Below are 12,822 nucleotides of genomic sequence, written 5' to 3' on the forward strand. Positions count from 1 at the left end.
CGTGGGATGGGGATGGGAAAACTGAATGCTTGGAGGGCAGGGAGCTTGCCTGTAAACTTGGCGGCTGCATGGCCCCGTAGCTCAGCTGGATAGAGCGTCCCCCTCCTAAGGGGAAGGTCGCCCGTTCGAATCGGGCCGGGGTCACCAGATTCGAAGCACCTTGAGCTGGCATATGTACATTCTGCGTTCCTCGCGCGCCGACGATGGCGCAGCCTTGGTTGATCTGTGGCGTCGCTCGGTTGACGCGACCCACGGCTTTCTCCAAGCTGAGGACCGCCAGGCGATTGATGTCGAGGTCGCCGCTTTCCTGCCCCAAGCGCCGATGACCGTGGCGGTTGATCAGAATGATCGGCCGTACGGCTTCATGCTGATCGACGGTTCGCATATGGAAGCGCTGTTCATCGATCCTGATGTCCGTGGCACCGGCATTGGACGACAGCTGTTGCTGCATGGATTGTCTGCGCACAAGCAACTGACGACCGATGTAAACGAGCAGAACGCCCAGGCGGTTGGCTTCTACCTGCGGATGGGGTTCATCGAGACCGGCCGTTCAGCGTGTGACTCGCAAGGTCGTCCGTATCCCTTGATCCACCTGCGTCACAACGGTTAGTCCAGCAGAAAAGCCCGGGCACCCGCCTCGTTGCGCAATGGCCCCGGACTAGTCGCCCGAACCGGCGGCATCCAGTTCCTGTTGAACAGTGTCATTGCGGATGCTGTCGATGGCTCGCTGCTGGCTCTCCAGCAAGGTTTCACATCGCTGCAGCTCAGATCGCACCAAGTCGATTTTCCCATGTTCGGCCATGGCCGCGGCTCTGATGGCCGCGCCCTCCCGTAAAGGCGCAACGAGTGGTAACCACGTCTTGTAGCGGGCAGGCTTGGTCGCGGTCAGAGCATATGCCTGGCCATGCAGCCACAATGCGGCAGTCTGTGCGCCATTTCCCAGGTTCTTGAACTGCTCGGCGGACGCGGGTCGCCCGGCTTCCCGCTCGTGCGTGGCCAGGAAATCCCACCAGCCAGAGCAGTTGGCATAGATTCTGGCTGATTCAACCGCTTCCGCAGCAGCCACAGCAATCTCTTTCTGGGAAACGTCGGCGGTAGTCGGCGGAGCAGCGTCCTGGCCGAGCATCAACAGCAATCCAAGCAGATTCATGCCGCTCACGAATGTACCCTCAGGGGACAGCTGAGCCTGAAAGCTATATGACTCGGTGCGGCCGTTCAATCCTACCCATTCTGAAGTACCCAACCCGTCTCCACGCCCACTGCACACGGCGTCCAGCACGCTGCGGTCATCCCTTCCACGCAAGGATTTCCGCCATGAATACCCCTGGTACGCCCAAGCCCACCTGGAGACAGCGCCACGGCCTGTGGCTGGTGCTGGTCGTGGTGCTGATCATCTTCGGCGTCACCCTGTTCCTGCGCTGGTAACCGCCCAGCCACACGGAGGCGCCCGTGCAGTTGCCCACCCTGCTTGTCACCCTGGCCGGTGAACTGATCCTGGTGCCGGTCACCCTGCTGCCGATCATCAATCCGCTCAGCACGGCGTCAATCTTCGTTTCCACGGTGGGCAACCGCCGCGCCATGGCCAAGAAGCTGGCGCGGCAGATCGCGGTGAACAGCTTCGTGGTGATCGTGCTGGCGATGCTGGTCGGCACCTATGTGCTGTCGTTGTTCGGCATTTCCCTGCCGGTGGTGCGTATCGGTGGCGGCTTGCTGGTGGCCGCCGCCGGTTGGCGCATGCTCGGCGCGCGTACTGACGACCCGCCCAGCCCGGCGCAGGAGCAGGCCGAGGCGATTGCCGATGCGCAACTGGAAGGCAAGAGTTTCTTTCCGCTGACGTTCCCGTTGACCACCGGTCCGGGAACCATTGCCGCGTGCATCACCCTGGGTACGCACGTGGAATCGGTGACGCCACTGCATCTGCTGTCGGGTGTGATCGTGGCGGTGGGTGGGGCGCTGCTGGTGGTGGGCGTGATCTATCTGATCCTGCGTAATTCCATTTTTCTGGTGACGCGGCTGGGCCCGACCGGTGCGGTGGTGATGCAGCAGCTGGTGGCGTTCGTGCTGCTGTGCATTGGCATACAGCTGATGTGGACGGGGTGGGTGGACCTCAATCACGAGACGTTCGCCGGCGCGGCGTAGCGTCGAGCTTGCTCGACGGAGGTCGCCCGGAACATCGGCCGCACGCCGGAGCGACGCGAGGCGCTTTTGTAGCGTCGAGCTTGCTCGACGGATGGGGCAGGAGCCAGGAGCAGTCGAGCAAGCTCGACTCTACCGGGCCGTTGCGGGATCAGTGCTGCTGCAGCAGTTCCACCAGCTGGCGCAGGCGGTAGGGCTTGGGCAGGAACTCGACCTGGTCGGGCAGCGGCGGCAGCTGCGAGCGCGCGTAGCCGGAGGACAGGATCATGCGCGCGTGCGGCTGGTCGCGGGCCACGTGCTCGCTCAGTTCGATGCCCGACATGCCGTTGGGCATGCTGATATCGCTGAACACCACGTCGAAACGGGTGCCGCTCTGCAGCAGCGCCACCGCTTCGTGACCGTCGGCGGTGGTTTCCACGTCGATGCCGAAATCGCGCAGGGCCAGGCCGATCATCTCGCGCAGATCGGTCTGGTCCTCCACCATCAATACGCGGATCGGGTCATCGGTCATGGGTGGAGTCCTCTATTGCAGGAAGCAGCAGGCTGACCGTCGTGCCAACACCGGGGGTGGTGGCCACGTCGACGAAACCGCCGCTCTGGGTGGTGAAACCGAACACCTGGCTCAGGCCCAGGCCGCTGCCTTTGCCAATGTCCTTGGTGGTGAAGAAGGGCTCGCTGGCGCGCTCGGCGATCTCCGGCGCCATGCCACGGCCCTCGTCGTGGACACGCAGGGTAACGTATGCGCGCTCCACGTGCCGGTCGGCATCGGGGTCCAGACGCCGTTCCAGTGCGGTGGCCACCCGCACCCGGCCCCCGGGCGGGGTGGCTTCGGCGGCGTTGGCCACCAGGTTGGCCAGCGCGGTTTCCAGCTGCGCCCGGTCCAGGCACAGCGGCGGCAGGTCCAGGGTCATGGACGTGTCCAGGCCGATGCCGGGCGGGCAGCTGCGCCGCAGGGCGTCCAACTGGCCGCCGATCAAGGCATTGATGTCCACCCGGTCGCGTACCAGGGTCTGCCCGGAACTGAACGCCAGCAGCTGGCGGGTCAGCAGGGCGCCACGGTCGGTGGCCGCCTGGGCGCTGGCCAGCAGCTCCTGCGCGCGCGGGTCCTGGCCCACACGCAGCGAGACCAGGTCGATGGCGTTGCCGATGGTGGTCAGCAGGTTGTTGAATTCATGCGACAGGCCGCGGCTGAGCCGGCCCACGGTCTCGAACTGCTGGGTCTGGCGCAGCGCGCGCTGGGCATCGCGCAGCAGGCGCTGGGCCTGCCAGCTTTCGGTGATGTCGCGGGTGATCTTGACGAAGCCCAGCAGCTGGCCTTGTTCGACCACCGGTTCGATCACGATGCTGGCGCGGAACGAAGAACCGTCCTTGCGCAGCCGCCAGCCCTCGCTGGCATGGTGCCCCTCGCGTGCGGCCAGCTGCAGCAGGCGCTGCGGTTCACCGGCGTCGCGATCCTTGTCCAGGTAGAAGCGGCCGAAATGCGTGCCGACGACTTCCTCGGCGGCAAACCCCTTGATGCGCTGCGCGCCCGGGTTCCAGCTGCAGATGATGCCGTCGGGATCGAGCAGGTACAGCGCATGGTCATGCACGCTGTCAATCAGCAATCGCAATTGTCGTGAGGGATCCGTCAGTGCGGAATCCGTGAATGCGGCAGCGACCACGTCAATAGAAAAAGCCCCTGTAAGGGCGCAGACCCTAGGCAGCGCAGCGTGAAGGATATGTGCAGGCGCGGCGTGTGCCATTCGTCGTATGCGGCTGAATGCGACACGGGGTATCCTCATCCCCCTTTTGCCGACTGGAAACCACCTGTATGCGTCCTGGTGCAACCACGCGTGACCGCTGGGTCTGGACGGCTTCAGCCGTGCTGCTTGCGGCAACCGCCGCCATGGAACTGGTGGTGCCGCTGGGCTACGCGGTCTGGCTGGCCTACTTCATGGCCGTGGGCGTGACGGTGTTCCAGCGCAGCGCGCGGGTCCCGTTCATGGTGGCGGTGATCGCCTGCGGGTTGCTGGCCATCGGCTACAACGTGGCGCCGGCCAGCAGCAATTCCGCGTTCTCGTTCGTGAACCGCAGTATTGGCGGCGTGGCCTTCCTGATGATCGCGCTGATCGTGTCGCGCGCCATCGAGGCCCGGCGCCAGGCCATGCGCGCGCTGTGGCTGCAGGAAGCCGAGAATGCAGTGGCCCTGAGCCTGCGTGGCGACCTGGGCCCGGAACAGATTGCCGAGGCGGCCATGTCCAGCCTGGCCGTGCAGCTGCAGGCCCAGGTGGGCGCGCTGTACCGCCTTGAAGGCGGCCGCCTGCAGTTGACCGGCGGGGTCGCGTTGCCCACCGGCATTGCCAGCGCCGTGGGCCTGCAGGAAGGCCTGCTCGGCCAGGTAGCCCGCGATGGCCGGGTGCTGCATCTCAGTGGTGGCGACGCGCAGGCGCTGGAGCTGCAGTCCAGCCTGGGCCGCATTGCCGTGCGCGAGCGCATTCTGGCGCCGATCAGCAGCGATGGCAGCCTGGTGGGCGTGATCGAACTGGGCCGCGCCAGCCCGGGCCAGCAGGCCGCGCTGGACACCGAACTGCTGCAGCGCTGTGGCGAAACCATCGGCATGGCCCTGCGCGCCTCGATGCTGCGTGCACAGCTGGTGGTGCTGCTGGAGGAATCGCAGCGCCAGGGCGAGGAACTGCAGGCGCAGCAGGAAGAACTGCGCGTGGCCAACGAAGAGCTGGAAGAGCAGAGCCGCAGCCTGATGCAGTCGCAGGGCCACCTGGAGCAGCAGCAGGCCGAGCTGGAACAGAGCAACGTGCAGCTGGAAGAGCGCACCCACGAACTGGAAGCGCAGAAGCAGGCGCTGCTGGTCGCACAGGGGCAGCTGGTGCGCAACAGCAACGAGCTGGCCGCCACTTCGCGCTACAAGTCCGAATTCCTGGCCAACATGTCGCACGAGCTGCGCACGCCGCTGAACAGCTCGCTGATCCTGGCCAAGCTGCTGGCCGATAACAAGGACGGCACGCTGACCGAGGAGCAGGTGAAGTACGCGCGCGCCATCCTGTCGTCCAACAACGATCTGCTGGCGTTGATCAACGACATCCTGGATCTGTCGCGCATCGAAGCCGGCCATGTCGAACTGGCCGACGAAGTGGTGGTGGTGGACAGCGTGCTGCAGCGCCTGCGCGAAACCTTCGAACCGATGGCACGGCAGAAGGGCCTGGCCCTGCAGATCGAAGCCGATGCGCTGGCACCGACCCAGCTGGTAGCCGACAGCCAGCGCCTGCAGCAGATCCTGAAGAATCTGCTGGCCAATGCGCTGAAGTTCACCGAGCACGGTAAGGTCAGCCTGCACGTGCGCGCCGGCGGCAATGGCCGGGTGCGTTTCGAAGTGGCCGACAGTGGCATCGGCATCGCCCGCGACCAGCTGCAGGCCATCTTCGAGGCCTTCCGCCAGGCCGATGGCAGCACCCGCCGCCGCTACGGTGGCACCGGCCTGGGCCTGTCGATCTCGCGCGACCTGGCCGAGCGCATGGGCGGCGATATCCAGGTGGACAGCGAACCGGGGCGGGGCAGCTGCTTCATCCTGGAGCTGCCGCTGCAGGGCGCCCCCGCGGTGGCCGAATCGGTACCGCACGCGCCGGCTGAAGTTGCGCCCATTGCCGCTGCGCCGGCTGCGGTGCATGCGCCCGCGCCGCAGCTGGGGGTTGCCCATGGCGCTGCCGCGCCGGTGCGCACCGTGGCCGATGATCGTGGCCAGCGTCGCCACGGCGGCCGGCTGATCCTGGCCGTGGAAGACGATGCCACCTTCGCCGAAGCGCTGGTGGTGCTGGCCCACGAACTGGACTTCGACTGCGTGGTGGCCACCACGGCCGAAGAAGCGCTGGCACTGGCCGTCGAGCTGCGCCCCAATGGCATCCTGCTGGACATCGGCCTGCCCGATGTATCCGGCCTGAGCGTGCTGGAACGACTGAAGCGCAATCCCGACACCCGCCATATTCCGGTGCATGTGGTGTCGGCGATGGATCGCAGCCAGGTGGCGCGCGAGCTGGGCGCGATCGGTTTTGCGATCAAGCCGACCACCCGCGAACGCCTGGTGGCGGCCATCGAGCAGCTGGAACAGACCAGCCAGCGCGACGTGCGCCGCCTGCTGATCGTGGAAGACGACAGCGACCTGCGCCACAACCTGGAACTGCTGCTGGGCCGCGACCAGCTGCAGATCGTGGCCGTGGGCACCCAGGCCGAGGCGCTGCAGCAGCTGAGCACGGTCACCTTCGATTGCATGGTGATGGACCTGGCCCTGCCCGACGGCAGCGGCTACGACCTGCTGGAACACATGGCCGGCAACGATGACGTCGGCTTCCCGCCGGTGATCGTCTACACCGGCCGCGCGCTCAGCCGCGAAGACGAGCAGCGCCTGCGCCGCTATTCCAAGAGCATCATCATCAAGGGCGCGCGTTCGCCCGAGCGCCTGCTGGATGAAGTGACCCTGTTCCTGCACAGCGTGGAAGCGAGCCTGCCCAGTGACCAGCAGCGCCTGCTGCGCGAGGCACGCCGCCGCGACACTGTGCTGGACGGGCGCACCGTGCTGCTGGCCGAGGACGATGTGCGCAACATCTTCGCCCTGTCCAGCGTGCTGGAACCGCTGGGCGTGAGCCTGGAAATCGCGCGCAACGGCCAGGAAGCGGTGGACCGCCTGGCCCAGCGCGAGGTCGATCTGGTGCTGATGGACATCATGATGCCGGAGAAGGATGGCCTGACTGCCATGCGCGAAATCCGTGCGCAGCGGCACCTGCAGGACCTGCCGATCATCGCGCTGACCGCCAAGGCCATGCCCGATGACCGCGAGCGCTGCCTGCAGGCCGGCGCGAATGATTACATCGCCAAGCCCATCGACGTGGACAAGCTGGTGTCGCTGTGCCGTGTGTGGTGCTCGCGGCAATGAACGAACAGGCGCTGTTCGACCTGGAACTGAAAGTGTTGCTGGAAGCGTTGTACCAGCGCTACCACTACGACTTCCGCAGCTACGCCATCTCGTCGCTGCGGCGGCGGGTGCGCCAGGCCATGCAGCGCTATGAGTGCGAGCGCCTGGTGGACCTCCAGCACCGCCTGCTGCACGAGCCGGAGCTGTTCGCCCAGGCCATGCAGTTCTTCACCGTGCAGGTCTCGGAAATGTTCCGTGACCCGGCGTATTTCCGCGAACTGCGCGAGCAGGTGGTGCCGGTGCTGCGCACCTGGCCGTCGGTGAAGCTGTGGGTGGCCGGTTGCAGCACGGGCGAGGAGGTGTGGTCGCTGGCGATCCTGCTGCACGAGGAAGGCCTGCTCGATCGCAGCATCGTCTACGCCACCGATATCAACCCGGAGGCACTGGCCACTGCCGAGGCTGGTGCCTATGGCATCGACCGCCTGGCGCAGTTCAGCCGCAATTACCTGGCCGCCGGTGGCACCGGTTCACTGTCTGATTACTACGCCACCGCCTACGATGGCGCGGTGTTTGATCGCCAGCTGCGCCGCAACGTGGTGTTTGCCGACCACAGCCTGGCCACCGACACCGTGTTTTCGGAAGTACACCTGGTGTCCTGCCGCAACGTGCTGATCTATTTCAACCGCGATCTGCAGGACCGTGCGGTCGGGCTGTTCCGCGAAGCGCTGGTGCACCGGGGCTTCCTGGGCCTGGGCAGCAAGGAATCGCTGCAGTTTGGCATTCACCATGGCGCGTTCGAAGTCTGCTCGCGCGAGCATCGCCTGTACCGGAAGGTGGCCTGATGGCCGAGCCGCGTCCGGCGCTGGTGGTGGTGGGCGCTTCGGCGGGTGGCGTGGCGGCGTTGCAGCAGCTGCTGGGCGCACTGCCGGCCAGCCTGCCGGTGCCGGTGCTGGTGGTGCTGCATCTGCCGCGTGACCGCAGCAGCCGCATTGCCGAAGTGCTGGCGCCGTACTGCGTGGTGGCCCTGCGCGAGGCCGAGGACAAGCAGCCGCTGCAGCCGGGTACGGTGACCTTCGCGCCGCCGGACTACCACCTGCTGGTGGAAGACACCGAGGCCGTGGCGCTGTCGATGGATGAGCCGGTGCTGTTTTCGCGGCCGGCCATCGATCCGCTGTTCGAATCCGCCGCGGCGGTGTTCGGTGCGGGTGTGCTGGCGGTACTGCTGACCGGGGCCAGCAGTGATGGCAGCGAAGGCGTGGCCGCGGTGCGCAGCGCCGGTGGCCGCGCCTGGCTGCAATGCCCCGAGGAGGCCGAAGCGTCGATGATGCCGGCCTCCGCCCTGCAGCACGCCGGCGCTGACGCCGTGCTGTCCCTTGAAACATTGTGCTGTCGCCTGAAGGAAGTTTTCGCATGAACCTGCTGCCGCCCGAGCCTGCCCCGACGCAGTCCCCGGTCAACCTGCTGATCGTCGATGACGTGCCGCAGAACCTGGTGGCCATGCAGGCGCTGCTGCGCCGCGACGGGGTGAACCTGCTGCTGGCCGGTTCCGGCGCCCAGGCGCTGGAACTGCTGCTGGAGCACGAAGTGGCGCTGGCGCTGCTGGACGTGCACATGCCCGAGATCGACGGGTTCACCCTGGCCGAGCTGATGCGCGGTTCGCAGCGCAGCCGCGATGTGCCGATCATCTTCCTGACCGCCTCGCCCGACGATCCGGTGCGCGCGTTCAAGGGCTATGAAAGCGGCGCGGTGGATTTCCTGCACAAGCCGGTGGCGCCGCAGGTGATCCTGAGCAAGGTGAGTGTATTCATCGAGCTCTACCAGCAACGCCAGTTGCTGAAGGCCCGCAATGAAGCGCTGGAGCGGGCGCTGAAACTCAACGAGACCATGGCCGCGGTGTTGACCCACGACCTGCGCACGCCGTTGTCGGCCATCCTGCTGTGCGCGGACAAGCTGAGCCTGGAGCTGCCGGCCGACAACGCGTCGGCGCAGCAGACGCTGAAGCACCTGGAGGCCAGCACGGTGCGCATGGCGCGCATGGTGGAACAGCTGCTGGACTTCTCGCGTATCCGCACCGGCGGGTTGCGCATGGATGCGGCGGCGTGTGACCTGGCCGAGGTGACCCGTGCCGTGCTGGCCGAGGCCGGCAGCGCGCATGGCAGCGCCCGGCTGCAGTTCGAACAGGATGGCGACAGCGGCCTGCAGGGCGACCTGGATCGGCTGGGCCAGATCGCGGCGAACCTGGTCGGCAACGCGTTGACCCATGGCGGTGATTCGGCGGTGCAGGTGCAGGTCGATGGCCGCGACGCACATACGGTCACCCTGCGCGTGCGCAATGCCGGGCAGATCGATGCGGCGCTGCTGCCGCGCCTGTTCGAACCGTTCAAGGCCAGCTTCCATCCCAGCAAGGGCCTGGGGCTGGGCTTGTACATCGCCGATCAGTTCGTGCGCGCGCATCACGGGCGGTTGACCGCACGCAACGAGGCGGGCCAGGTGGTGTTCGAAGCGATCCTGCCGCGTCGCGTGGATGGGCGCGCCATCGCCGTTTCCTGAATTCTTCAGCAAGTTCCGGCGGCGATTGAGACGCATCCGTCCGCAACTGCTACGGTGGGTGTCTCTTTGGTCAAGGACGCCCCATGCCACTGTGCGCCATCGCCTATGTCAGCCAGGCAAAGGCAGATCTTCCGGTTGAACGCATGCACGCGCTGGTGGACGACGCGGCACGCTTCAACAAGATGGCGGGGGTCACCGGCGTGCTGCTCAACGATGGCCAGCGCTTCCTGCAGTACATCGAAGGTCCGCCCGATGGCATCGATTCGGTGTACGAACGCATCCTGCGCGCGGGCAGTCACCACGATCTGATGGAGCTGGCGCGCGGGCATCTGGGCCAGCGGCAGTTTCCCTATTGGTCGATGCGCGTGCTGCCGGTCGAGGCCTCGCTGCTGCGGCAGTTGGCCGCCGGTGACTGGTCCGGTTTCGCGCGCACGCTGGCAGGCGATGCCGGCGGCCCGACCGCCATCGATCTGCTGGCGCAGATCGTGCAGCCGTCGCTGTAACACCCGTCCCAGGCGCACCACTTCACCCGCAGGTCACAAGCGCCGCGCTTTCATCGGCTGATCCCCGGGGAATGGAGCACGACATGGCGCACATGAAGTGGCAGGGCAGGGCGATGCTGGCAATGGCGCTGGCAGCGGCGGTTTCACCGGCACTGGCGTGTACGCGCGCGGTGTACCTGGGCGACAACGGTGATGTGATCACCGCCCGCTCCATGGACTGGAAGGTGGATGTGGCCACCAACCTGTACGTGCTGCCACGGGGTATTGAACGCAATGGCCAGGCCGGGCCGAAGTCGATTGCCTGGAAGGCCCGCTACGGCAGCGTGGTGGCGACCGGCTACGACGTGTCCACCACCGATGGCATGAACGAAAAGGGCCTGGTGGCCAACCTGCTGTGGCTGGTGGAATCGGAATACCCCAAGAGCCGCAGCAACAAGCCGGGCCTGGCCATTTCGCTGTGGGCACAGTACGTGCTGGACAACTTCGCCACTGTACAGGAGGCGGTGGCCGCGCTGGAACGCGAGCCGTATTCCATCGTGACCGACAAGGTGCCCGGCGAAGATCGCCAGGCCACGCTGCACCTGTCCCTGTCCGATGCCAGCGGTGACAGTGCCATCGTCGAGTACATCGGCGGCCGCCAGGTGATCCACCACGACCGCCGCTACCAGGTGATGACCAACTCGCCCATCTTCGATGAGCAGCTGGCCCTGAACGCTTACTGGAAGCAGATCGGCGGCACGGTGATGCTGCCCGGAACCAACCGTTCGGCCGACCGCTTCGCGCGTGCCTCGTTCTACATCAATGCCATTCCCAAAGCCGAAGACCCGGTGGTGGCGCTGGCCAGTGTGTTCAGCGTGATCCGCAATGCATCGGTGCCCTACGGCATCACCACGCCGGGCGAGCCCAATATTTCGTCCACCCGCTGGCGCACGGTGGCCGACCACAAGCGGCGTCTGTACTTCTTCGAGTCGGCGCTCACGCCCAATACGTTCTGGGTGGACCTGAACAAGATCGACTTCGCCGGGCCGGTACTGAAGCTGGACCTGGGCCCGGACCAGCGCAACACCTTCGCCGGTGATGCGCTGTCCCATTTCCAGCCCAGCAAGCCGTTCGCGTTCCTGGGTACCGACGGCTAGGGCGCGGCGGGGCCTTTGCTGTCGCTCGGGTAGACGGCCAGGATGTCGCAGCCCGGACGCGCAAAGCGCGGGCCATAGGAGCGGGCATCGTTCTCGATGCCCGACGGCTGCAGCACGATGCGATCGCGCGGGTTGCCGCAGATCAGCCCGTTCTGGAACCCGGACTGGAAATCAACCTCGGTGGCGCCGGCCAGGATCGAGCAGCTGCTGGCCAGTTCAACCGTGTAATAGCGGTGGCCACCGTTGCGGCGCGGGTTGGTTTCCACCACCACGCCTTCGGGAGTTTCGCTCCAGCCACGTACGTGGCGGGTGGCAAAGCAGACGGCCGATGAGGTCTGGAAGGTGTGTCGGCCGCGATCGTCGGTGCGGCGCGCCGTGCCTTTGGCTTCCACCGTGACCGTAGGCAGGGTATCGGCGAACTGGCGGCTGCTTTCACGCGCGGCGAGGGCGAAGCTGCGATTGTCGATGGGCGTGACCGCGCTCACCGCGCAACGGCGGCCATCGACCACCACCTGTTCGCCGGGTGTGCCGCAGGCCCAGCCCTGTGGCGCTTCCAGCCGCAGGGCTTCGGCCTGGTTCACACCGGGGCAGGCAGTGCGGAAGTCGATGCGGAAGGCACGGTCGCGGCCATCGCGCACGGCGATGGACCCTTCGGAATCCTGTTCGACCTGCTGCACGCTGCGGGCATCCACGCAGTGCGGCGCGGGCGGCGTGCGTACTTCCTGTGCTCGCAGGGCAGAGAGCGGCTGGCTGGCAAGAAACAGTGCCAAGGCGATCGGCAGCAGACGTTCCTTCATCGTGCGATCCCGGTGGAGGTGGATGGCGCCGACCATAGCACGGGCCGATGACAGCATTGCAGCCGCCCGGCGGCACGCGCACACTGCGCCGATGGGCGCGATCTTCCACCTGCGGCACTACGGCCAGGCCACCGGCCTGGACCGGCATGACTACGCGCAGTGGGTGCTGCCGCTGCAGGGCGAACTGCAGTTCGAGATGGAAGGCCACGGCGGCCGGCTGGATCTGCTGCAGGGCGCCTTCGTGGCCGCTGGCGAGGCGCATGACCAGATGGCGCAGGGGCCGAACGGTTTCGTGATCGTTGATTGCGGCCCGGGCGTGCTGGACGATGCCACCCAGGAGCACCTGTGCCGGCAACGCTGGCTGCACCTGCCGCAGCGCCTGCGCCAGCGCCTGGCCCATGTGCAGGCAGGGCAGGCGGTGCCGGAACTGCTGCCGGACCTGTTGCACGCGTTCGCCCCGGCCGGCAGTGGCGCGCGGCTGCAGGGCCTGTGCGCGGCGGTGCAGCGCGAACCGGGCCAGCACTGGCCGGTGGCGCGCATGGCGGGGTTTGTCGGGGTGAGTGAAAGCCGCCTGCATGCGCTGTTCCTGGGTGAATTCGGGGTCAGCCCGCAGGCCTGGTTGAGTGCCAACCGGTTGCGCTGGGCCAAGCACCAGCTGTTGACCAGTACCGCGCCGATCAGCCAGATCGCGCTGGCCGCCGGATATTCGGAGCAGAGCGCGCTGACCCGTGCGCTGCGCCGGGAAACCGGAATGACTCCGGCTGCGTGGCGGCGCGGTGAGGTGCCCTGACTCCCGCGGT

General features: G+C 66.6%; 13 protein-coding genes and 1 tRNA gene. 10 read left to right on the top strand and 4 right to left on the bottom strand.

Translation table 11 applies throughout. From position 1 onward, the window contains the following. Positions 1–70 precede the first annotated feature (70 nt). A tRNA-Arg gene (locus C1933_RS08700) sits at positions 71–147 on the top strand. Positions 148–172: 25 nt separating this feature from the next. Further along, complete coding sequence (locus C1933_RS08705; protein ID WP_108752926.1) at positions 173–610, top strand: acetyltransferase; 438 nt, start codon at positions 173–175, stop codon at positions 608–610. A 48-nt stretch (positions 611–658) separates the two neighbouring features. Here C1933_RS08705 and C1933_RS08710 read toward each other — a convergent pair whose 3' ends face one another. Further along, positions 659–1,150, bottom strand: a complete 492-nt coding sequence (locus C1933_RS08710; protein ID WP_159093954.1) for a hypothetical protein — start codon at positions 1,148–1,150, stop codon at positions 659–661. A 299-nt stretch (positions 1,151–1,449) separates the two neighbouring features. Here C1933_RS08710 and C1933_RS08715 point away from each other — a divergent pair, with 299 nt between their 5' ends. Continuing rightward, positions 1,450–2,139: a MarC family protein gene (locus tag C1933_RS08715; RefSeq protein ID WP_108752928.1), complete on the top strand. Its 690-nt coding sequence runs from the start codon at positions 1,450–1,452 to the stop codon at positions 2,137–2,139. Between the two features lie 148 nt (positions 2,140–2,287). On the opposite strand, the gene C1933_RS08720 is transcribed toward C1933_RS08715, so the two are convergent. Further along, entirely contained in the window at positions 2,288–2,647 is a 360-nt protein-coding gene (locus tag C1933_RS08720; protein ID WP_108749445.1) for a response regulator, read from the bottom strand. Further along, on the bottom strand, positions 2,637–3,797 hold the full coding sequence (locus C1933_RS08725) for an ATP-binding protein (RefSeq protein WP_234414687.1): 1,161 nt from the start codon (positions 3,795–3,797) through the stop codon (positions 2,637–2,639). The genes C1933_RS08720 and C1933_RS08725 overlap by 11 nt, the downstream gene beginning before the upstream one ends. Before the next feature lie 149 nt (positions 3,798–3,946). On the opposite strand from C1933_RS08725, the gene C1933_RS08730 reads away from it, so the two are divergent. The 6 genes from C1933_RS08730 to C1933_RS08755 all read left to right on the top strand — a co-directional run bounded on the left by C1933_RS08730 (position 3,947) and on the right by C1933_RS08755 (position 11,225). After that, positions 3,947–7,057: a response regulator gene (locus C1933_RS08730; protein ID WP_108752930.1), complete on the top strand. Its 3,111-nt coding sequence runs from the start codon at positions 3,947–3,949 to the stop codon at positions 7,055–7,057. After that, positions 7,054–7,878: a CheR family methyltransferase gene (locus C1933_RS08735; protein WP_108752931.1), complete on the top strand. Its 825-nt coding sequence runs from the start codon at positions 7,054–7,056 to the stop codon at positions 7,876–7,878. Before C1933_RS08730 ends, C1933_RS08735 begins: the two co-directional genes overlap by 4 nt. Beyond that, positions 7,878–8,450 carry a chemotaxis protein CheB gene (locus C1933_RS08740; RefSeq protein ID WP_108752932.1) on the top strand — a complete coding sequence of 191 codons (573 nt, stop codon included), beginning with the start codon at positions 7,878–7,880 and terminating at the stop codon, positions 8,448–8,450. Before C1933_RS08735 ends, C1933_RS08740 begins: the two co-directional genes overlap by 1 nt. Next, the gene (locus C1933_RS08745) at positions 8,447–9,586 is read left to right on the top strand and encodes a hybrid sensor histidine kinase/response regulator (RefSeq protein ID WP_108752933.1); all 1,140 of its coding nucleotides are present in this window, start codon (positions 8,447–8,449) and stop codon (positions 9,584–9,586) included. Before C1933_RS08740 ends, C1933_RS08745 begins: the two co-directional genes overlap by 4 nt. A gap of 83 nt (positions 9,587–9,669) precedes the next feature. Next, on the top strand, positions 9,670–10,089 hold the full coding sequence (locus C1933_RS08750; protein WP_108752934.1) for a BLUF domain-containing protein: 420 nt from the start codon (positions 9,670–9,672) through the stop codon (positions 10,087–10,089). 83 nt (positions 10,090–10,172) lie between these two features. Next, positions 10,173–11,225, top strand: coding sequence for a linear amide C-N hydrolase (locus C1933_RS08755; protein WP_108752935.1), 1,053 nt, complete (start codon positions 10,173–10,175; stop codon positions 11,223–11,225). Here the strand turns inward: C1933_RS08755 and C1933_RS08760 are convergent. Continuing rightward, positions 11,222–12,022 (bottom strand): DUF6491 family protein, encoded by an 801-nt coding sequence (locus C1933_RS08760; protein ID WP_108752936.1) that lies wholly within the window; start codon positions 12,020–12,022, stop codon positions 11,222–11,224. The genes C1933_RS08755 and C1933_RS08760 overlap by 4 nt on opposite strands. 91 nt (positions 12,023–12,113) lie before the next feature. Between C1933_RS08760 and C1933_RS08765 the strand changes: the two genes are divergently transcribed. Next, on the top strand, positions 12,114–12,812 hold the full coding sequence (locus tag C1933_RS08765; protein WP_108752937.1) for an AraC family transcriptional regulator: 699 nt from the start codon (positions 12,114–12,116) through the stop codon (positions 12,810–12,812). Positions 12,813–12,822 lie beyond the last annotated feature (10 nt).

The organism is Stenotrophomonas sp. ZAC14D2_NAIMI4_6, assembly GCF_003086875.1.
In the GTDB taxonomy this organism is placed as follows: Bacteria; Pseudomonadota; Gammaproteobacteria; order Xanthomonadales; family Xanthomonadaceae; genus Stenotrophomonas.